Origin of the sequence: Variovorax sp. KK3, assembly GCF_001984055.1 — a bacterium.
Classification (GTDB): Bacteria; Pseudomonadota; Gammaproteobacteria; order Burkholderiales; family Burkholderiaceae_C; genus Variovorax.
This window is the reverse complement of the sequence record NZ_LYVO01000002.1, coordinates 104,557-124,670: the sequence shown is the minus strand read 5'-3', so window position 1 is coordinate 124,670 and position 20,114 is coordinate 104,557. Positions and strand designations below refer to the sequence as shown.

The window sequence follows — 20,114 nt, the reverse complement described above, 5'->3', positions numbered from 1 at the left end:
GATGGGTGGGGGCTAGGCGGCTGCGCGCACGATTTCTTCTTCGACTTCGCGCAGGCGGTCCTTGCCGAAGAAGAGTTCCTTGCCGACGAGGAAGCTCGGCGAGCCGAAGGCGCCGCGCTCGTAAGCGGCCTGGGTGTTGGCCAACAGCAGGCGCTTGACTTCGGCGTCCTGCGTGCCTTCGTAGAGGCGCCGGCCGTCCAGGTCGGCCTCGTCGAGGGTGCGCACGATCACGTCGGGCTCTTCCATGTTGCGGCCCTGCTCCCACATCGCCACGTAGACCACCTCGACGTAGCGCTCGAAGCAGCCCTGCTTCTGCGCCGCCACCGCGCCGCGCATGATCTGCAGCGTGTTCACGGGCCAGTGCGCGTTGGGCCGATAGCGGTCGAGCCCGTGCTTCGCGACGAAGCGGTCGATCTCGAGCCGGTCATAGGCGCGCTTGTTCGGAATGCCCGCGAAGGCTTCTGCCGGCGAGCGATTGCCGGTGAGCTTGAACAGGCCGCCCAGCAGGATCGGCACGTACTCGAATCGCACGCCGGTGCGCGCTTCGATCTGCGGGATCACGCGGTGGCACATATAGGCATTGGGGCTGCCGAAGTCGAACAGGAACTGCACGGGGACGGATGCGGCCATGGTGCGTGCGCTTTCGTTCAGAAGGTTTCGAGCCAGGGGCGCAGCTCGGTCTCGTGCGTCCACGCGTTGCGCGGCTGCATGTGGATCTGCCAATAGGCATCGGCGATGCTGTCGGGCTGCAGGATGCCGTCCTGCTCCTTCAGCGCATAGCGCTCGGGGAAGGTGGTGCGGATGAACTCGGTGTCGATGGCGCCGTCGATCACCGGGTGCGCCACGTGAATGCCCTTGGGCCACAGCTCGCGCGCCATGCTCTGCGCCAGCGCACGCAGCGCATGCTTGGCACCGGCGAAGGCCGCATAGCCGTCGCGCCCGCGCAGGCTGGCGGTGGCGCCGGTGAAGATGATGGTGCCGCGGCCACGCGGCAGCATCACCTTGGCCGTCTCGCGGCCCATCAGGAAGCCGCCGAAGCAGGCCATTTCCCACACCTTTTGGTACACGCGCGCCGTGGTCTCGGTGATGCCGAAGCGCACGTTGGCGCCGATGTTGAACACCGCCACTTCGATCGGCGCGATCTCGCTTTCGATCTGCTGCACCAGGGAGACCATCTCTTCCTCCTTGCGCGCGTCGCTGCCGAAGCCGTGCGCCTGGCCGCCCTCGGCCTTGATCTGGTCGACCAGCGGCTGCAGCTTGTCGGCCTGGCGCCGCGTGACGCACGCAATGTAGCCCTCGCGCGCGAAGCGGCGTGCGATGGCGCCGCCGGTGGCATCGCCGGCGCCGATGACGAGGATGGCTTTCTTGTCAGTCATGGAAGTCTCCTGGGTGATGTCGAGTCGAGTCGAGTCGAGTCGTGTCGTGTCGTGTCGAGTTGGGTGTGGGGTTGCATGCTGCGCTCAGCGGACGAAGTTCGCCAGTACGCCGCGCGCTTCAACCGTGATGCGCATGGGCCGGCATCTCTTCGCCCTGCGCCAAGGTCTTCAAGACGTTCTTGAGGATCTTGCCGGTGGGCGCCGAAGGAAGCTGCGCGAGAAAGCGGATCTCGCTGGGCACCTTGTAGGGCGACAGCCGCTCGCGCAGGAAGGGGCGCATCGCCTCGTCGTCGAGCTGCGACCCGGCCACGCGCTCGACGAAGGCCACCACTTCCTCGTTGTGCCCGACGGTGCGGCCGACCACGGCCGACTGCACCACTTCCGGGTGGCTGTTGAGCACCTGCTCGACCTCGACCGGATAGACGTTGAAGCCCGAGCGGATGATCAGTTCCTTGCTGCGGCCCACGATGTGCAGCGCGCCGTCCGCATCGCGGCGCGCCATGTCGCCGGTGTTGAACCAGCCGTCGGCATCGATGGCCTCGCGCGTCAGTGCCTCGTTGCGGTAGTAGCCCTTCATGAGGTTCGGGCCGCGCACCCGCAGCTCGCCGACTTCGCCGGCGGCCAGGTCGAGGCCCGTGCACGCATCCACCACGCGCGTCTGCACGCCGGCGAGCGCGAAGCCGACGGTGCAGTCGTCGCGCGGTGACTCGATACGCGTCTGCGCGATCGTGGGCGCCGTCTCGGTCAGCCCGTAGCCGTTGTGCAGCGGCAGCCCGAGCGCGGCCTCCACGCCAGCCTTCAGTCCCGGCGTGAGCGGAGAGCCGACCACGCAGGCGAATCGCAGCGCCGGTGCCGTGAGCGGCAACGCGTTCTCGCGCGACCAGTCGAGCAGCTTGGCGAACATGGCCGGCACGCCGGTGAACGCGGTCACGCCCTCTTGCGACAGCGCTTGGGCCAGGCCGGCGGGCGTGTAGCGCGATTCCAGCACCAGCCCGGCACCGCTCGCCATGCAGCCCAGGAACTGGGTCGACAGGCCGACTACGTGCGCCATGGGCAGCACGCCGTAGATCAGGTCGCCGGGGCCCAGGCCGCGCACCTCGCGGGCGCTGCGGGCAGCGAACATCAGGTTGGCATGGGTCAGCATCACGCCCTTGGGCGCGCCGGAGGTGCCGGAGGTGTAGATCAAGGCGGCGACCTGCTCGTCGGCCGCTTCGGCGCAGGCCTCGGGCTGCACGTCGGCGGCCAGGGGGCCGACGTGCAGCGTCCCGAGTCCGTGCCAGCCCATCGCCTCGGCGCCCTGGCGCTGCGCGTGCCGCAGCGCGTCGCTCGAGACATGGCAGGTGTAGATCACGCGGCGGGCGCCCGAATGCGCGATGAAGGTGTCGATCTCGCGCTCGGACAAGCGCGCATTGACGACGATCGACCACGCGTCCAGCATGCTCGCGGCCAGCACCAGCGCGGCGATGGCGGCGCAGTTCTCGCCCACCACCAGGACGCGGTCGCCAGGCCGGACCTGGAGCTCGGCCAGTTGGCGGGCCGCCGCCTGCGCAGCTGCATCGAGCCCGGCATAGCCGAGCGTCACGTGGGCGTCCCGCACGGCGAGCGCCTGGGGCTGGCTGCTGACCCATTCGTCCAGCAGCTGGTGGATGCGCGAAATGGCCGATGTGGCGGGGGCTGGGGTGCTCGTCATGTCTCCGTCCTGCGTGGTTGCATGCTGCTCGAAGGTCCAAAAGGCGCAGCGTTCGCAGAATCTTATTCCGCATCGCAGTCTCTTGGCCCGAATCTGAGCCAAGATTTAGTGTTTAGAACTGCACAGCAGAACAGCCACGTCCATCGAAGGCCTAAGGACATCAGCAGTAGGACGCGAGCCGCCACTGATAATGATTCGTATCAAGCGCCGCAAGTGCGCCGACCGTTTGCCAACGACACACACCCTGGAGGACTTCATGAGCACTTTTTCGCGCCCCTACGCTTCGCGCGCCCTGGCAGGCCTCGCCCTGGCAGGCGGCCTGGCCGCACCGGCCCTGGCCAACGAGGTCACCGTCTACACGACGCGCGAACCCGGCCTGATCCAACCGCTGCTGACCGCGTTCAGCAACCAGAGCGGCGTGAAGGTGAACACGGTCTTCGTGAAGGACGGGCTCCTGGAACGCGTCAAGGCCGAAGGCGCGCGCTCCCCGGCCGACGTGCTCATGACGGTGGACATCGGCAACCTGGTCGACCTGGTGGAAGGCGGCGTGACGCAGCCCGTGAAGTCGGCGACGCTCGAATCCGCCATCCCCGCCAACCTGCGCGGCGCCGACGGCCAATGGTTCTCGCTGTCGATGCGCGCCCGCGTGCTCTACGCCGACAAGAGCCTGCCGCTCAACAGCTTCCGCTACGAAGACTTGGCCAACCCCAAGTACAAGGGCAAGGTCTGCATCCGCGCCGGGCAGCATCCGTACAACACCGCGCTGGTCGCCTCGCTGATCGCCCACGACGGCGAAGCCAAGGCCGAGCAGTGGCTGCGCGGCGTCAAGGCCAATCTGGCGCGCAAGGCCACGGGCGGCGATCGCGACGTGGCGCGTGACATCCTGGGCGGCATCTGCGACGTCGGGCTGGCCAACTCGTACTACGTCGGCCAGATGAAGAGTTCGAAGGAAGGCAGCGACGCGCGCAAGTGGGGCGATGCCATCAAGGTGATTCGCCCGACCTTCGCCAACTCGAAGAGCGGCGGCACGCACGTCAATGTGAGCGGCGCCGCGGTCGCCAAGAACGCGCCGCAGCGCGCCAACGCGGTCAAGCTGCTCGAGTTCCTGGTGTCCGACTCGGCCCAGGCGTTCTATGCAGAGGCCAACTACGAGTACCCGGTACGCAAGAACGTGCCGCTCGACTCCATCATCTCTTCCAGCATCGGCGAGTTGAAGGTCGACCCGCTGCCCATCGCCGAGATCGCCAAGTACCGCAAGCAGGCCAGTGCGCTCGTCGACAAGGTCGGCTTCGATCAATAAATCGTGGTTGCATTGAGGCCGGTCGGACCGCTCTGGCGGACCGCCTCGATCGCGATCGCGCTCGGCGTGCTCGCGCCGGTGGTCAGCCTCGCCTGGCTGGCCTTCGGGGCCGACTTCTCGCACTGGGCGCACCTGGCGCAGCACGTGCTGCCGCAGGCGGCGCTCAACACCGCGATCCTGCTGCTCGGCGTGGGCGCGCTGGTGCTGGTCATCGGCACGGGCTGCGCCTGGCTGGTGACCACCTGCGACTTTCCCGGTCGCGGCTTTCTGCACTGGGCGCTGCTGCTGCCGCTGGCCATGCCGACCTACATCGTGGCCTTCGCCTACCTCGACCTGCTGCATCCCATCGGCCCGGTGCAGGGCGCGATTCGCTGGATGCTGGGCTTCGACAGCCCGCGGCAGTTTCGCCTACCCGACCTGCGCTCGATGCCGGGCGCCATCCTCGTGCTCGGATTCGTGCTGTACCCCTACGTCTACATGACGGCGCGCGCCATGTTCATGACCCAGCCCGCCCACCTGATGGAAGCGGCGCGCACGCTGGGCGAGAGCGCGCGCGGTGCCTTTTTCCGTGTCGCGCTGCCGCTGGCGCGCCCTGCCCTTGCGGTGGGCCTGAGCTTGGCGCTGCTGGAAACGCTCAACGACATCGGCGCTTCCGAATTCCTCGGCATCCAGACGCTGACGGTGGCCGTCTACACCACCTGGATCACACGCTCCGACCTGGCCGGCGCCGCGCAGATCGCCTGCGCGATGCTGATCATGGTGGTGGCACTGGTGCTGCTCGAACGGCACGGCCGGCGCCACCAGCGCTTCGGCTCGGCCCAGCGCATGCGCGGCATCCAGCCGCGCAGGCTGCATGGCGCGGCCGCGTGGCTGGCCTGCGGCGCGGCCGCGCTGCCGGTCGTGCTCGGCTTCGCTGCACCCGCGCTCTACCTGGTGTGGGAAACGGTGAAGCGTCTGCGCCTGGGCGGCGGCATCTCCGATGGCCTGCTCGCGAGCCTCGGCAACACGCTGGCGCTGGCCTCCGGCGTGACGGCCGCCACCGTCGCCGCCGGCCTGGTGGTGGCCTGGGCGGTGCGCAGCCAGGGTTCGGGCATCGTGAACCGCGCGCGCTGGCAGGCGCGCGCCGCGACGCTGGGCTATGCGCTGCCCGGCACGGTGCTGGCGATCGGGCTGCTGACGCCTGCACTGGGGCTCGACGCGATGTTCGCCACGCTGTTCCGGCAGGAGGGCCTGCCGCTCATGAGCGCCGGCATCGTGCTGGTGGTGGCCTGCGCCATCCGCTTCCTGGCCATGCCGGTGGGCGGCATCGAGGCCGGGCTGGCGCGCATCCCGCCTGCGCTCGAGCAGGCGTCGCGCCTGCTCGGCGAAAGCGCGGCCGGCACGCTGCGCCGCGTGCATCTGCCCCTGTTGCGCCCAGCCATCGCGGCGGGCGCGCTGCTGGTCTTCGTCGATGCGATGAAGGAATTGCCCGCCACCCTGCTGCTGCGGCCCGCCAACTTCGACACGCTCGCGACCTGGCTCTATGCAGAGGCTGCGCGCGGCACCTACGAAGAAGGCGCGATCGCCGCGCTGGCGATCGTGGTGGCCGGCCTGCTGCCGGTGGTGCTGCTCGCGCGCAACGGGCTCGGCATTCACACGGAAGGAAGTGCCGAATGAGCGCGGCCCTGCAACTCGAAGACGTGCGCTTGGCCTACGACGGCGCGCGCGGCCTGCACACCGTCGTCGAAGGCTTCTCGCTGGCCCTGCTCGCGGGCCGCATCGGCTGCCTGCTCGGTCCGTCCGGCTGCGGCAAGACCACGGTGCTGCGCGCCATCGCCGGCTTCGAGCCCGTGCGCGCCGGCAGCGTGCGCCTCGGCGATCGGCTGCTGTCTTCCGCCGACGTGCATTTGCCGCCCGAGGAGCGCCGGGTCGGCATGATGTTTCAGGAGTACGCGCTGTTCCCGCACCTGACGGCGGCGCAGAACGTGGGCTTCGGTCTGCGCCGGCTCGCGCATGCAGAACGCCATGCGCGCGTGGCCGAGATGCTCGGGCTGGTGGGCTTGGCCGATGCGGGCGAGCGCTATCCGCACGAACTGTCCGGCGGCCAGCAGCAGCGCATCGCCCTGGCGCGCGCGCTCGCGCCCTCGCCGGCCCTGCTGCTGCTCGACGAGCCCTTCTCCAACCTCGATGCCGCAACGCGCGAGCGGCTGACCGTCGAAGTGCGCGACATCCTCAAGACGGCGGGCCAGACTGCCGTGCTCGTCACGCACAACGAGGCCGAGGCGCAGACCATGTCCGATCACGTGGGCCTGATGCACAACGGCCGTCTGGTGCGCTGGAGCGCATAGCAGAGTTCGTTTGCAGGGCGATGGGCTTTTTTAGCCAAGGTCTTCGTGCCTCGGAAGAATCGCGCTTCTCGACACATCCGCCCGGAAGAAGGAAGCCACGATGACCCGCCCCCTCACCCTCGTCAGCCACCTGCTGTGCCCCTACGTGCAGCGCGCCGCCATCGCCCTGCGCGAGAAGGACGTGCCCTTCGAGCGCGTCGTGATCGACCTCGCGGACAAGCCCGCTTGGTTCGTCGACATCTCGCCGCTCGGCAAGGTGCCGCTGCTGCGCGTGCCGCGCCCCGACGGCGGCGAGGCCATCCTCTTCGAAAGTAACGTGATCTGCGAGTACATCGAAGACACGCAGCCCGGCCCGCGGCTGCATCCCGAAGACCCGCTGACGCGTGCCGAGCACCGCGCCTGGATGGAGTTCGGCTCCGCCATCCTCGTCGACCTGTGGGGTTACGAGACCACGCGCGACGCCGAGGTCTTCGAGCAGAAGCGGCAGGCGCTGGCCGCCAAGTTCGAGCGTGTGGAAGCGGCGCTGGGCCGAGGCCCCTTCTTCGCCGGCGAGCACTTCAGCCTGGTCGATGCCGTGTTCGCGCCGGTGTTCCGCTACTTCGAGCTCTTCGACGAACTGCACGACTCGCACGTGTTCGACCGCACGCCGAAGGTCCGTGCCTGGCGGCAGGCGCTGCACGCACGGCCGAGCGTGCGCGATGCGGTCGTGCCGGAATATCGCGAGCACCTGCGCGCCTTCCTGCAGATGCACGAGACGCATCTGCTCTCGCTAGCCGTGGTCGACTGAGCCGACAATCGGTGTCCCCACCACACGCGAACGACACCCAGAGATGCGACTCCTCCACACCATGCTGCGCGTCGGCGACCTGCAGCGCTCCATCGACTTCTACACGAAGATCCTCGGCATGCAGCTGCTGCGCCGTTCCGAGAACCCCGAGTACAAGTACAGCCTGGCCTTCGTCGGCTACGAGGGCAACCCGGCGCAAGCCGAGATCGAACTCACCTACAACTGGGGCACCGACAGCTACGACATGGGCACCGCCTACGGCCACATCGCGCTGGGCGTGCCCGATGCCTACGAGGCCTGCGAGAAGATCAAGGCCGTCGGCGGCAATGTCACGCGCGAGGCCGGGCCGGTGAAGGGCGGCACCACGGTGATCGCCTTCGTCACCGACCCGGACGGCTATAAGATCGAATTGATCCAGGACAAGTCCAGGGCGTAGCGGGCCGATGCGGGACCGGCCGCGTGTTCGCCACGCACCGACCCGCTTCGGCCTCTTTCAAATCCCGCTGAACAGCCACGACAGATGCTGGCGCGCCTGCGCCGCAGTCGTGCGCGACAGCAGCGCGTTGCGCAGGTCGGCCTGCACGCCCTTCGCGTGGTAGAGCTCGCCGTACATGCGCGACGTGAGTTGGACCCGCGCGGTGCGCAGGTAGCGCGCCTGCTGGTAGGCCTTGAAGGCCTGCTCGTAGCTGTCGGCTTGCGTCACGCAGTCGGCCAGGCACACCGCGTCTTCGAGCGCCATGCAGGCACCCTGCGCCATGTAGTTGAAGGTCGGGTGCGCGGCGTCGCCGAGCAGGGTCACGTTGCCCTGTGACCAGTGCTTGATCGGCTCGCGGTCGTGCAATGTCCACATGCGATCGACGTCGATCTTGTCCAACAGCCGTGCGATGGCCGGACAGACCACGCCGAAACGCTCGCGCAATTCACGCGCGCCATCGGCCACGCCGAGGTTCGACACGCCCTGGTCCAGCGCCAGCGCACTCTTCACACTCGCGCCCAGCGCGAAATACGAGCCGCTGCGCATCGGATAGTGCGAGAAGTTCAGTTCCGGCCCGCCCCACATCACGACGGCGTTGGCGAATTCGAGTTCGGGCATCTGGTCGGCCGGCACGACGCCTCGGAAGATGATGTAGTTCTCGGTGCGCGGCCGGTCCGCACCGACGAGCTCGCGCCGCATCGTGGACCACAAGCCGTCAGATCCGACCAGTGCCGCGCCCTCGTGGTACGCGCCATCTTCCGTCCTCACCGTCACGCGGCCCCCTTCCTGCCTGAAGCCGGTGACCCTGCTCGATGTGCGAATGGCGATGCGGTCGGACTCGCGACATGCCTGCGCCAGCACTTCCAAGAGATCGCCGCGATGCATCAGCGCATACGGGTACTTGAAGTCCGCGAGGAATTCGTCGTCGACCGGGATGCGGATGATCTGCTCGCCACTCAGTGCATCCATGAACACGAGATCGTCCGGACACGCCGCCTTCTTCAGCATCGCAACGACGAGTCCGAGGCGATCGAACACCTTGAAGGCATTGGGTGGCATCTGGATGCCGATGCCAGCCTCGCGCAGTTCGCTCGCCTGCTCGAGGATCAAGACCTCGATCCCTGCCTGAGCCAATGCCACGGCCGTCGCCGTGCCGCCGATGCCGCCGCCGGCCACGATCACGGGGCCACCGAGCTTTTTCTTCTGCATGATGATTTTTCCTTGCGTGTAGGCCCTTCGCGAGGGCTGGGTTATGAGAGATTGGCTGGCGCCCGCGCACGCTCCCGCGCCGCATGGCGCTGCTGCGCTGCGGCCCTGGGAAGGGAGCGCGTGGGCGTCGCGACTATTTCGCGGAAAGGTGAAGCTCTTCGGCGAGCTTGCGTGAGTTCTCGAAGCCGGCCTTGATGCGGCTGCGCATGATGTCGGGCGCGTTGGCCTGCGACGGCGCGATGCCGGCCGAGACCCATTTGCTCTTGAGTTCCGGATCGGCCAGCGCCGTGCGCAGGGCGCCGTTGAGCTTCTCGACGATCTCCGGCGGCGTCTTCGCCGGTGCGACCAGCCCTTGCCACGCGGAGAAGGTGCCGACGTTGATGCCGAGTTCCGCGTAGGTGGGCACGTTCTGGAGCGGCTCGACATCGGTCTTCGCACTCAGCGCGATGGGGCGCACCGAGCCCGACTTGATGAGCCCGAGCGTCGCCGGCGACACCGCGTCACCCACCATCGTGATCTGGCCGGCCAGCAGGTCGGTGTTGGCCGCGCTGTTGCCGCGGTAGGGAATCGGCGCGATCTTCGCGTTCGCGGACTTGTTGATCAGCTCCAGCAGGAAGTGCATGTTGCTGCAGTTGCCCGGCACGCCCCAGGTGACGGGCTCGCGGTTCTGGCGGGACAGCTCCAGGACTTCCTTGAGCCCCGGGAGCGGCGACTCGCGCTTCACGAACAGCACGGTCGGCGTGCTCGAGATCATGCCGATCATCTGGAAGTCGTTGACCGGGTCGTAGGGCGTGTCCTTGTTGCACGCGGGCGTGAACTCGTGCGTCGATGCGGTGGCGAGCCCCAGCGTGTAGCCGTCGGGCCGCGCCTTGGCGACGGCATCGGTGCCGATCGCGCCGCCGGCACCCCCGCGGTTGTCGACCACCACCGATTGCTTGAGCGCCGCGCCCATCTTCTCGGCCAGCATGCGCGCCACCACGTCCGTCGGGCCGCCCGCGGCGAAGGGCACGATCATGCGGATGGGCTTGTCGGGGAAGTCGGCCAGCGCGGGCGAAGGCGCTGCGAGCCAGACCCACAGCATCGGAAGTGCGCATGTTTTCGGAAGGGCCGAAACAGTGCGAGCGAGTTTCATGGAGGACCTTTTGCGTTCGAGTTGAAGCCCCGTGGGGTGTGACTGGTCGCAAGCTTAGGAAACCGCTCGTGATAGTTCCAATACTATCGACTGGTGCTGGTGATATCTTCGACTGCTTCGTTGTGGAGAGCACGAGGAAGCAAGCGATGGACCTGCGGCAGATCCGGCAATTCGCCGTGCTGGCGGAAGAGCTCAATTTTCGAAAGGCGGCCGAGCGCCTTCACATTTCGCAGCCGCCGCTCAGCGCGACCATCCGCCGGCTCGAAGAAAGCCTGGGCGTGCAGCTGTTCGACCGCGACCGGCACAACGTGAAGCTCACGCTGGCGGGGCAGGTGTTCCACAACGAGGCGAGGCGCATCCTCGGCCAGGTTCACGAGGCGGTCGCTCTGACGCGAAACACCGCGCTCGGCATCAGCGGTGTGTTGCGCGTGTCCTGCGTGCCCAGCGCCTTCCTCGACCTGCTGCCCGCCGCGCTGCAACGCTTTCACGAGGCCTACCCCGAAGTGCGCGTGATCGTCACGCGCGAACTGAGCAGCAAGCAGCTCGACGACGTGAGCCGTGAGAAGGTGGACGTCGCGATCCTGATTCCCAACGACACGCTCGACGCCGGCCAGTTGAAGACCGACCCGCTGCGTCACGAGCGCTTCATCCTGGCGGTGCCATCGGCGCACCGCCTCGCCGCAGAAAAGTCGGTGCGCGTGGCGGACATCGTGTCCGATCCACTGCTGGCCTTCTTCTCCTTGTCGGATTCGCCGGGCTTCTCGGGCCCGCTGCTCCGGGCTTTCAAGGAGTCCGCGCTGAATCCGAACCTGATGTACGACCAGACGCAATGGGTGACCAACCTCGTCATGGTGGCGGGCGGCTTCGGCCTGGCGATCGTTCCGCGGCCGATGCGCACGTTTCAGCTGAGCGGCATCTCGTACATCGACCTCGTGCACGACGACGGATCGCCGATCACCTACCCCGTGGCGGCCGTGCGGAAGAAGAACAGCGGCAACGCGATCGCCGAGAACTTCGTGGCGATCGTCGCGGAGATCGGCAAGCCTTGAGCGCCTGCACCGCGGCGCGCGTCACGCGTTGAGCATCATCAGCTGCTCGATCTGCGAGCGCTCCTTGCGCAGCAGCGCCACCAGCTCGGTCTCGACCCGTTCCATCGGGTATTCCTCGCTGTCGACCGAGAGGCCGAGCGACAGCACGCGCGACGCGTTCAGGACCATCGGCATGGCGATGGTGACGTGGCGCAGCTCCGGATACTGCGCCACGCACCACTGGTCGGCCGGCAGGTCGACGGCGCGATAGAGGGCGCTTTCCTTCGGCAGATGGCTGCCCACGCGAAGGTTCACCACGAACATCTTCATGTGCTCGCCGACGCTGCTCACGCGCGCCAGTACGAGCACTTCGTCGTCGTGCCGTTCGCCGATGTTGACGGTGCCCTTGCAGGCATCCGCCAGGCGCTGCAGCGTGTCCTGCACCGATTCGGAGATGCCCATGCTCCGAAGCGCCGTGAAGCCGAGGTCGAGCATCTGCGGCCCCAGCGACCACAGCCCGCCTTCGATGCGCACGTAGCCCTCGCGCTCGAGCGTGTGCAGGAAGCGCAGCACGGTCGAGTGCGGCAGTTCGACGCCTTTCGAGAGCTCCGCCAGCGTTTGCCGAGGCTGTGTTTTGAACGCGCGCAGCAGCGCTAGACACCGCTGAACCGATCTGTTATCTTTCATTTCGATCACCTGATGAACTTAATGTTTACTAGGTGAACATTGTGGCACATCGAAGCCGAGATCGCAAGCGGTGTGCTCTCCTTGTTTCAACCCATGAGGTGTTCATGACTTACCGAGTCGGAGTAGACATCGGCGGATCGTTCGCAGACTTCGCCGTCTTCAACGAGAAGACGAGCGAAATCAATAGCCTGAAGGTTTTTTCGCGGCCTGACCAGCCGGGCGCAGAGGTCATCAAGGGCATCGAGCTTCTGCAGGAGCGCTACGGCATCCGCCCCGAAGAGATCAGCTATTTCACGCACGGCACCACGGTCGGCATCAACACCGTGATCCAGCGCAAGGGCTTGAAGCTGGCCCTCTTCACCACCGAGCACTTCAGCGACGTGCTCGAGATCGGTCGGCTGAAGACGACCGACATGTACAACCTGTTCTCGCGACGCCCGGCGCCTTTGATCCAGCGCAACCTGGTCTTCGGCATCGCCGAACGCATGGGCCCCGACGGTGTCGTGCGCAAGGCACTGGACGAGCAAAGCGTCGTCGCCGCCACCGAGCAGGCCTTGGCCGCCGAAGCCGAGGGCATCGTGATCTCGCTGCTTCACTCGTACCGCAACCCGGAGCACGAACAGCGCGTCAAGGCCATCGTCGAACGCGTGGCGCCGCGCCTTCCGGTGACGTGCTCCAGCGAAACCTGGCCGATCATTCGCGAATACGAACGGACCATCACCGCGGTCATCGGCGGCTACGTACAGCCGCGCGTGGCGTATTACCTCGGTGCACTCCAGTCCGCGCTGAAGAACGTGGGCGTGAGTCCGCAACTGCACCTGACCAAGTCGAACGGCGGCGTCATGACGGCCGAACAAGGCAAGCGCGACTGCGTGCAGATGATCCTGTCGGGCACGGCCGCCGGCGTGATCGGCGCCAGCCACGTGGCCGCGGCCGCCAACATCGACCGCTGCCTGGGCCTCGACATCGGCGGCACCAGCGCCGACATCTCGGTCATCGTCGACGGTCGCCCTCAGTACGGCAATGGCGAATTGATCGGCGACTTCCAGATCCACATTCCGTCGGTGTCCGTGTCGTCGGTCGGCGAAGGCGGCGGATCGATCGCGTGGCTCGATCCGCTGGGCGTGCTGAAGGTCGGGCCCGAGAGCGCTGGCTCCACCCCGGGCCCCGCGTGCTACGGCCGCGGCGGCACCCGGGCCACCATCACCGACGCCTTCGTCGCGTGCGGCCTCGTCGGCCATTCCGAACTGGGCTACAGCGCCGTGACCGTGGACCGCGCCGCCTCGACCGCCGCCATCGCCAAGCTCGCCAGCCCGCTGGAGCGCAGCGTGGCGCAGACCGCGCAGGCCATCATCGACATCGCGGTGTCGGGCATGTACTCGGAGGTGAGTGGCCTGGTCTCCCGCTTCGGCATCGACCTGCGCGAGTTCTCGATCCTGGCTTTCGGGGGTGCCGGCCCGATGATGGCCGGCTACCTGGCGCGCGAGCTGGGCGTGAAGGAAGTCGTCGTGCCGCCCAACCCGGGCACGCTGAGCGCGCTCGGCGGCTTGATCGCCGAACTGAAGAACGACTTCCTGAAGACGGTGTACGTGGACCTCACGCCCGAGAGCCTGCCGTCCCTGCGCGAAAACTACGGCGTGCTGCTCGAGCGCGCGCACCAATGGCTCGAGCGTGAACACGGCAAGGGCAGCGACCACGAGCTCGCGTACTCGGCAGAGATGCGCTACCGCGGCCAGTCCTTCGAACTCGACACGCCCATCGCCAGCGAAGACATCGACACTGGCAACCTGCAGGGCATGGCGCAAGCCTTCCACGATGCGCACCGCCGCATCTACGGCCACTCCGACCCGAACGCCGCGGTTCAAGTCGTCAGCGTGCGGCTGGTTGTCATCGCCAAGCGCGACAAGCCGCAACTGGCCCGCTACGACCTCGTGCCGGGCAAGCCGAGTACCGATCGGCACGTGGAAGCCTGGATCGACGACGCCCTGCGCGAAGTCGCGCTGTACCGGCGCGCGTCGCTCAAGCCCGGCGACAGCCTGGCGGGCCCCGCCATCGTTTCGCAGGACGACTGCACGACGGTCATCCTTCCCGGCTACCAATGCACGGTCGACGAATTCGCCAACTTGCGCATCTCTCGCGGAGAACCACTGTGAGCATCGACAACCTGACCCTTCAAATCCTGGCCAACCACTGCACCGCAGCGGCCGAAAGCATGGGCTACACGCTCATGCGCACCGCCTACTCGAGCTTCGTCAAGGAAACCGAGGACTTCTCGGCACAGCTGATGACGGTCGACGGCAAGACCTTCGCATCGCCGCAGACCTTCGGCGCCACGTGGTACACCAACCTCGACTACGGCCCCGTGATCCGCTTGTGCGACGACTATCGCGAAGGCGATGTCTACATGACGAACGACCCGTACAGCGGCCACGTGGCGACGCACACGCCCGACATGCACCTGTGGAAGCCCGTGTTCTGGCAAGGCCGGCTGGTCTGCTTCGTCGGCTGCCACATCCACATCACGGACATGGGCGGCGCGGTGCCCGCGTCGTTGTCGCGCACGCTCACCGAAGTGCAGCAGGAAGGCCTGCGCATTCCGCCGATGCTGCTGATCCGCGACGGCGTCATCGACGACAAGCTGCTGAAGATCCTGCGTGCCAACGTGCGCACGCCGGACCTGAACCGCGGCGACATGAATGCGCAGATCGCGGCACTCAACACCGGCGAACGTTCCGTGCACGAGATCATCGAGCGCTTCGGCGTCGACGATTTCGTGGAAGGCTCCGAGAAGATCCTCGAATACGGCGAGCGCCAGGCCCGCGCGTTGATCCGGGAGATTCCGGACGGCGAGTACTTCTTCTCCGAATACGCCGACGAAGACTCCGTGGGCGGCTACCCCTGCCGCATCGCGATCACCTTGCGCGTGAAGGGCGACGAACTGGAGCTGGACTTCACGGGCAGCGATGCGCAGGTGACTTCGTCGCTGAACATGCCGACCGGCGGCGACCCGCGCCATCCGATCATCATGCTCGGGCTGGTCTACATCCTGCACACGCTGAACCCGCGCAACGTGCTCAACTGCGGCACCATGCGCCCCTGCCGCGCGATCCTGCCCGAAGGCTCGGTGGTCAATCCGCAAGAGCCGGCCGCGGTCGGCATGCGCAGCCTCATGGTGGCCGTGGTGCAAGCCTGCGTGTTCGGCGTGTTCAGCCAGGCGCTGCCGCATCTGCTGCCCGCCTGCCCCGCCGGCGGTTCGACGCTGCTCAACGTCAAGACCACCACGCGCGACGGCCGGCGCGTGTTGGCGTCCATCGGCCCCTGCGGCGGTGGCGCGGGCGGTGGCCCCGAACTCGACGGCATCGAAGCGTGCGGCGCCAACGCCGCGTTCCTGAAAAACACCCCGATGGAAATCAACGAGGCCGAGGTTCCGATCGAGATCCTGCGCTACGGCCTGGTGCCCGATACCGGTGGCGCCGGGCGCAACCGTGGCGGCAACGCAGTGGCGATGGAGTTCAAGCTGCTGTCGCCCAACGCCACCGTCACCGCACGCAACCGCAATCGCACGGACCTGGCCGCCTGGGGCGTGCTGGGCGGCAAGGCCGGGGCGAACTCGCGCTTCACGAAGAACCCCGACACGCCCTCGGCCGTCGAGCTGCGCAACACCGACCTGGTGGCATGTGCGCCGGGCGACGTGATCCGCATCCAGGGGTCGGCAGGCGGTGGCTACGGCAGTCCTTTCGACCGCGACATCGAGAAGGTGCGCGACGACGTGCGCAGCGGGTTCGTGTCGATCGGCAGGGCGCGCGAGGCTTACGGTGTGGTCATCGACGCGATCGGAGCCATCGACGAACCCGCGACTCGGGCATTGCGCTCCGAACAGCCGCAGCCAAGGTCGCACTTCGACTTCGGCCCCGGCCGGGACCGCTTCGAAAGCGTGTGGACGCACGCCCGGTATGCGACGCTGACGCGCATCCTGGCCGAGATCCCGGTGTCGTGGCGCCACTTCGTCAAACACCACCTGTTCGCGACACTGGCCGACAGGCCGGCAGCGAAGGATGGCGGTGGCATCGATGTGGCGAGTGCGTACGCGGCGCTCGCCGCACAGCACGCGGACCTGCCCGAGTTGCGGCTGGCTTGATGGCTTGATGGCTTGTTGGCTTGAGAAAGCCGGAGCCGCGCCGGATCGATCGTCCGGCGCGCAGCGGCCCGCCTTCAGCAGCCCAGCAGGTCCGCCAGGGCCCCGATGTCGCGCGCGTGCAGCGTGTTGTCCGGTTGCGGCGACACGTCCTTGGGTTTGCCCGGGCCGAACTCCCAAGCCCGTTCGATGTAGCCCGTGCGCAGGCCGCAGGTTCGCGCTGCCGCCAGGTCGTCGTGGTGTGCCGCGGCCAGCATCACCTGGTGCGGCACCACGTCGAACACGGCCGCCACGCCGAGGTAGGTGCGCGGGTCGGGCTTGTAGGCCTTGAAGACCTCGGCCGAGAGCACGCAGTCCCAGGGCAGGCCCGCGTTCTTGGCCATTTCGGTCAAGAGGCCGATGTTGCCGTTGGACAGCGAACACACGATGTACTTGCGCTTGAGCCGTGCCAGCCCCTCGACCGAATCGGGCCAGGCCGGCAGACGGTGCCAGGCCTTGTTGAGCTCGCGCTTGCGGACGCCGTCGAGCTCTTCGATGCCGAAGTCGCGCAGCACGCCGCCCAGGATGCCCATGTGCAGTTCGTCGAGCAGCGTGAAGCCGCCCTCGCCTGCCGCGATACGTTCCATCACGCTCTTCATCGCGGGCTGGTAGCCGGCGCGCCAGGCCAGCGCGAAGGCGCCGCCGTCCACGCCCGGCAGCAGGCGTTCGGCCTCGGCGGCGATGCCGCTGTACCAGTCGACCACCGTGCCGAAGACGTCGAAGGCGATGACCTTCAGGTCGGCCGGATCGAACTCGCTCATCGAGCCAGTTGGCTGGCCTCGCGCGCCAGCGCCGTGATGCGGTCCCAGTCGCCGGCCGCGATGGCATCCGTGGGCACGATCCACGAGCCGCCCACGCAGGCCACGTTGGCGAGCGCCAGAAACTCGTGCGCGTTGGCCGCGGTGACGCCGCCGGTCGGGCAGAACTTCACTTCGCCGAATGGCCCCTGCCAGGCCTTCAGCATCGCGATGCCGCCGGCCTGCACGGCCGGGAAGAACTTGAGCTCGGTCAGGCCGTCTTCCTGCGCCATCATGATCTCGCTGCCCGTGGCCACGCCGGGCAAGAGCGGCAGTCCGAGGTCGTGGCAGGCCTTGCCGACCGCACGCGTGTAGCCCGGGCTCACGCCGAACTTGGCGCCGGCCAGCGCCGAGGCCTGCGCGTCGGCCGCGCTGCGGATGGTGCCGGCGCCGGCCACGGCATCGGGCACTTCTTTCGAGATGATCTCGATGCATTCGAGCGCCTCGCGCGTGCGCAGCGTCACCTCGAGCATGCGGATGCCGCCGGCCACCAGCGCGCGCGCCAGCGGCACGGCGTCCTTGACGTCGTGCAGCACGATCACCGGGATCACCGGCGCGTCGCGCATCACCTCGATGGCGGTGATCCCTTTGTTCTCTACAGCCATGTGCAGGCTCCTTCTTCGGCAGTCAAAGCATTGCGGCGCATGCCGGCGAACAGCTCGCGGCCCAGGCCGTGGCCGTTGTCCTTGCGTTGTTCGTCCTGCATGGTCGCGGTTTCTCGTTCGGCCCATTCGTCGGCCGGCAACAGCACTGCCAGGGTGCCGGCCACCGAGTCGAGGCGGATCAGGTCGCCGTCGCGCACCTTGGCCAGCGGCCCGCCGGCGGCGGCCTCGGGCGAGACGTGGATGGCCGCCGGCACCTTGCCCGATGCACCGCTCATGCGGCCGTCGGTCACCAGCGCCACGCGGAAGCCCTTGCCCTGCAGCACCGACAGCGGCGGCGTCAGCTTGTGCAGTTCGGGCATGCCATTGGCCTGCGGGCCCTGCCAGCGCACCACGCAGACCACATCGCGCTCCAGTTCGCCGGCGCTGAATGCCTTCTGCAGCGCGGCCTGCGAATCGAAAACGCGCGCCGGCGCCTCGATGACATGCCGGTCGTCGGGCACCGACGACACCTTGATCACGCTGCGGCCCAGGTTGCCCGCCAGCAGCTTGAGGCCACCCGTGGCGCTGAAGGGCGCCGACACCGGCCGCGCCACCGCCTCGTTCTTCGACGGCGCCGCCGGGTGCCACGTCAGCACGTGCTCCTGCGAGGGCTCGCCGGCCAGGCTCGGGATATTGGCGAATTCGCGCAGGCCACCAGCGCGCACCGTGAGCACGTCGCCATGCATGAGGCCGCCGTCGAGCAGTTCGCCGATCACGAAGCCCGGCCCGCCCGCGGCCTGGAACTCGTTCACGTCGGCCGTGCCGTTGGGATACACCCGGGTCAGCAGCGGCACCACTTCGGACAGCTCGGAGAAGTCGTTCCAGTCGATCAGGATGCCGGCCGCGCGCGCCACGGCCACCCAGTGGATCAGGTGGTTGGTCGATCCGCCCGTGGCCAGCAGTGCGGCCATGGCATTGACGATGCAGCGCTCGTCGACCATCGCGCCGATCGGCGGCACCGCGTAGGCACTGTCGGCCGCGCGCCCGAGCACCGTGCGCACCGCCTCGCGCGTGAGCGCTTCGCGCATCGAATCGCCAGGCTGGATGAACGCGGTGCCCGGCACGTGCAGGCCCATGGCCTCCAACAGCATCTGGTTGCTGTTGGCGGTGCCGTAGAAAGTGCAGGTGCCCTGGTCGTGATAGGCGGCCATTTCGGCATCGAGCAGACCCTGGCGCCCGACCAGGCCTTGCGCGGCCTGCTCGCGCACCTTGGCCTTGGCGCTGTTCGACAGGCCCGAGGGCATGGGACCGGCCGGCACGAACACGGTCGGCAGGTGGCCGAAATGCAGCGCACCGATCAGCAGGCCCGGCACGATCTTGTCGCACACGCCGAGCAGCAGCGCGGCATCGAACATGTCGTGCGTGAGTGCCACCGCAGTGCCCATGGCGATCACGTCGCGGCTGAAGAGACTCAGCTCCATGCCGGGCGTGCCCTGCGTCACGCCGTCGCACATGGCGGGCACGCCGCCCGCCACCTGGGCGGTGGCGCCGAGGCGGCGCGCCTCGTGCTTGACGATGTCGGGGTAGCCCTGGAACGGCGCATGGGCCGAGAGCATGTCGTTGTAGGCGGTGACGACGCCGATGTTCGGCGCCCGCTCGGCCACCACCTTGAACTTGTCGTTGGCCGGTATGCTCGCCACCGCATGCGCCACGTTGGCGCAGCCCATGCGGTCGGAGCCGCGGTCGCGGTTGCGGATGTCGGTGAGGCGTTGGAGGTAGGCGCTTCGCAGGTCACGGCTGCGCGCACGGATGCGCTCGGTGACCTCGTGGACTGTGGGGTGTGTGGTCATGTTGCTTCGCTGTGCAGTGGGGCCGCGCGGGCCGGCGCCAGCGCGCGGCCTGACATCGTACCAATAAGCTCTTCACCCCGGCTTCCCGGTCTGGCGTGGGGTCAGTCCAGCAGCTTGACCTCGACCCGCCGTGCCTGCGCGTCGCTGCCCGAGCCGGCGCTCACGGCCGGCTTCTGCAGGTCGACCTTGTCGGCGGGCACGCCCAGGCCGGTGAGCACGTCGCGCACGGTCTCGGCGCGCTTCTTGGCGAGCTGTTCGTTCTGGACCGGGTCGCCGGTGGTGTCGTGGAAACCTGAAACCACGGCCTTGCGGCCGCCCTCCACGCCCTTGATGACCAGGGCCAGGGCCTCGGCCGCACCCGGCGCCAGGTCGGCGCTGCCGGTGGCGAAGTAGAAGTTCACCACGCCGTTCTGCACGCGGATGCTCGCGCCTTCCGGGATCACCACCGTCACCGTCTCGGTGGTTTCCACCACGGCCACTGCCGCCGGTGCAGCGGTGGCGGCGACCGCGGGCGCGGCCGGCCTGGCCTTGTGGCCCTGCGAATACAGCGCGATGCCGATCACGAAGAAGATCACCAGAGCGATGAGCCCCAGCACGAAGGCAAGAATGAAGTTTTGCTGGGTGTCGTCGTCGGCGATGGCGGACATGGGTCGAACTCCGTCGGATAGGGGCAGGTAAATAATGGTGCGGTGAACCAT

18 protein-coding genes are annotated in these 20,114 nt (G+C 67.8%); 8 read left to right on the top strand and 10 right to left on the bottom strand.

Annotated features, from left to right (window positions below; all coding sequences use genetic code 11):
• Positions 1 to 12 precede the first annotated feature (12 nt).
• The 3 genes from B0W80_RS01680 to B0W80_RS01670 form a co-directional block, all read right to left on the bottom strand.
• Positions 13 to 630 (bottom strand): 2-hydroxychromene-2-carboxylate isomerase, encoded by a 618-nt coding sequence (locus B0W80_RS01680; protein WP_076997354.1) that lies wholly within the window; start codon positions 628 to 630, stop codon positions 13 to 15.
• Positions 631 to 647: 17 nt separating this feature from the next.
• Positions 648 to 1,376, bottom strand: coding sequence for an SDR family oxidoreductase (locus tag B0W80_RS01675; RefSeq protein ID WP_076997353.1), 729 nt, complete (start codon positions 1,374 to 1,376; stop codon positions 648 to 650).
• Positions 1,377 to 1,494: 118 nt separating this feature from the next.
• Positions 1,495 to 3,066: a class I adenylate-forming enzyme family protein gene (locus B0W80_RS01670; RefSeq protein ID WP_076997352.1), complete on the bottom strand. Its 1,572-nt coding sequence runs from the start codon at positions 3,064 to 3,066 to the stop codon at positions 1,495 to 1,497.
• Positions 3,067 to 3,322: 256 nt separating this feature from the next.
• Between B0W80_RS01670 and B0W80_RS01665 the strand changes: the two genes are divergently transcribed.
• From B0W80_RS01665 to gloA, 5 genes are all read left to right on the top strand, one after another.
• Positions 3,323 to 4,366: a Fe(3+) ABC transporter substrate-binding protein gene (locus B0W80_RS01665; RefSeq protein WP_083745124.1), complete on the top strand. Its 1,044-nt coding sequence runs from the start codon at positions 3,323 to 3,325 to the stop codon at positions 4,364 to 4,366.
• 3 nt (positions 4,367 to 4,369) lie between these two features.
• Positions 4,370 to 6,022 carry an iron ABC transporter permease gene (locus B0W80_RS01660; protein ID WP_256856440.1) on the top strand — a complete coding sequence of 551 codons (1,653 nt, stop codon included), beginning with the start codon at positions 4,370 to 4,372 and terminating at the stop codon, positions 6,020 to 6,022.
• Positions 6,019 to 6,693 (top strand): ABC transporter ATP-binding protein, encoded by a 675-nt coding sequence (locus tag B0W80_RS01655; protein ID WP_076997350.1) that lies wholly within the window; start codon positions 6,019 to 6,021, stop codon positions 6,691 to 6,693. The genes B0W80_RS01660 and B0W80_RS01655 overlap by 4 nt, the downstream gene beginning before the upstream one ends.
• A 100-nt stretch (positions 6,694 to 6,793) precedes the next feature.
• Positions 6,794 to 7,480 carry a glutathione S-transferase family protein gene (locus B0W80_RS01650; RefSeq protein ID WP_076997349.1) on the top strand — a complete coding sequence of 229 codons (687 nt, stop codon included), beginning with the start codon at positions 6,794 to 6,796 and terminating at the stop codon, positions 7,478 to 7,480.
• Positions 7,481 to 7,523: 43 nt separating this feature from the next.
• A complete protein-coding gene (gene gloA, locus B0W80_RS01645; protein ID WP_076997348.1) occupies positions 7,524 to 7,916 on the top strand; it encodes a lactoylglutathione lyase in 393 nt (130 codons plus the stop codon).
• Between the two features lie 57 nt (positions 7,917 to 7,973).
• Here gloA and B0W80_RS01640 read toward each other — a convergent pair whose 3' ends face one another.
• Positions 7,974 to 9,164, bottom strand: a complete 1,191-nt coding sequence (locus B0W80_RS01640) for an FAD-dependent monooxygenase (RefSeq protein WP_076997347.1) — start codon at positions 9,162 to 9,164, stop codon at positions 7,974 to 7,976.
• 133 nt (positions 9,165 to 9,297) lie between these two features.
• On the bottom strand, positions 9,298 to 10,245 hold the full coding sequence (locus B0W80_RS01635) for a tripartite tricarboxylate transporter substrate binding protein (protein WP_179106805.1): 948 nt from the start codon (positions 10,243 to 10,245) through the stop codon (positions 9,298 to 9,300).
• Between the two features lie 197 nt (positions 10,246 to 10,442).
• On the opposite strand from B0W80_RS01635, the gene B0W80_RS01630 reads away from it, so the two are divergent.
• Positions 10,443 to 11,345, top strand: coding sequence for a LysR family transcriptional regulator (locus B0W80_RS01630; protein ID WP_076997345.1), 903 nt, complete (start codon positions 10,443 to 10,445; stop codon positions 11,343 to 11,345).
• Between the two features lie 21 nt (positions 11,346 to 11,366).
• Here B0W80_RS01630 and B0W80_RS01625 read toward each other — a convergent pair whose 3' ends face one another.
• Positions 11,367 to 12,011, bottom strand: a complete 645-nt coding sequence (locus B0W80_RS01625; protein ID WP_076997433.1) for an IclR family transcriptional regulator — start codon at positions 12,009 to 12,011, stop codon at positions 11,367 to 11,369.
• 104 nt (positions 12,012 to 12,115) lie between these two features.
• Between B0W80_RS01625 and B0W80_RS01620 the strand changes: the two genes are divergently transcribed.
• A complete protein-coding gene (locus B0W80_RS01620; RefSeq protein ID WP_076997344.1) occupies positions 12,116 to 14,164 on the top strand; it encodes a hydantoinase/oxoprolinase family protein in 2,049 nt (682 codons plus the stop codon).
• A complete protein-coding gene (locus tag B0W80_RS01615) occupies positions 14,161 to 16,149 on the top strand; it encodes a hydantoinase B/oxoprolinase family protein (RefSeq protein WP_076997343.1) in 1,989 nt (662 codons plus the stop codon). Before B0W80_RS01620 ends, B0W80_RS01615 begins: the two co-directional genes overlap by 4 nt.
• A gap of 74 nt (positions 16,150 to 16,223) precedes the next feature.
• Here the strand turns inward: B0W80_RS01615 and B0W80_RS01610 are convergent, their stop codons facing one another.
• The 4 genes from B0W80_RS01610 to B0W80_RS01595 all read right to left on the bottom strand — a co-directional run bounded on the left by B0W80_RS01610 (position 16,224) and on the right by B0W80_RS01595 (position 20,054).
• The gene (locus B0W80_RS01610; protein ID WP_076997342.1) at positions 16,224 to 16,946 is read right to left on the bottom strand and encodes a haloacid dehalogenase type II; all 723 of its coding nucleotides are present in this window, start codon (positions 16,944 to 16,946) and stop codon (positions 16,224 to 16,226) included.
• Positions 16,943 to 17,587 (bottom strand): bifunctional 4-hydroxy-2-oxoglutarate aldolase/2-dehydro-3-deoxy-phosphogluconate aldolase, encoded by a 645-nt coding sequence (eda, locus tag B0W80_RS01605; protein WP_076997341.1) that lies wholly within the window; start codon positions 17,585 to 17,587, stop codon positions 16,943 to 16,945. The genes B0W80_RS01610 and eda overlap by 4 nt, the downstream gene beginning before the upstream one ends.
• Positions 17,578 to 19,416 carry a phosphogluconate dehydratase gene (edd, locus tag B0W80_RS01600; RefSeq protein ID WP_076997340.1) on the bottom strand — a complete coding sequence of 613 codons (1,839 nt, stop codon included), beginning with the start codon at positions 19,414 to 19,416 and terminating at the stop codon, positions 17,578 to 17,580. Before edd ends, eda begins: the two co-directional genes overlap by 10 nt.
• A gap of 101 nt (positions 19,417 to 19,517) precedes the next feature.
• Positions 19,518 to 20,054 (bottom strand): OmpA family protein, encoded by a 537-nt coding sequence (locus B0W80_RS01595; RefSeq protein ID WP_083745130.1) that lies wholly within the window; start codon positions 20,052 to 20,054, stop codon positions 19,518 to 19,520.
• Between the last annotated feature and the right edge of the window lie 60 nt (positions 20,055 to 20,114).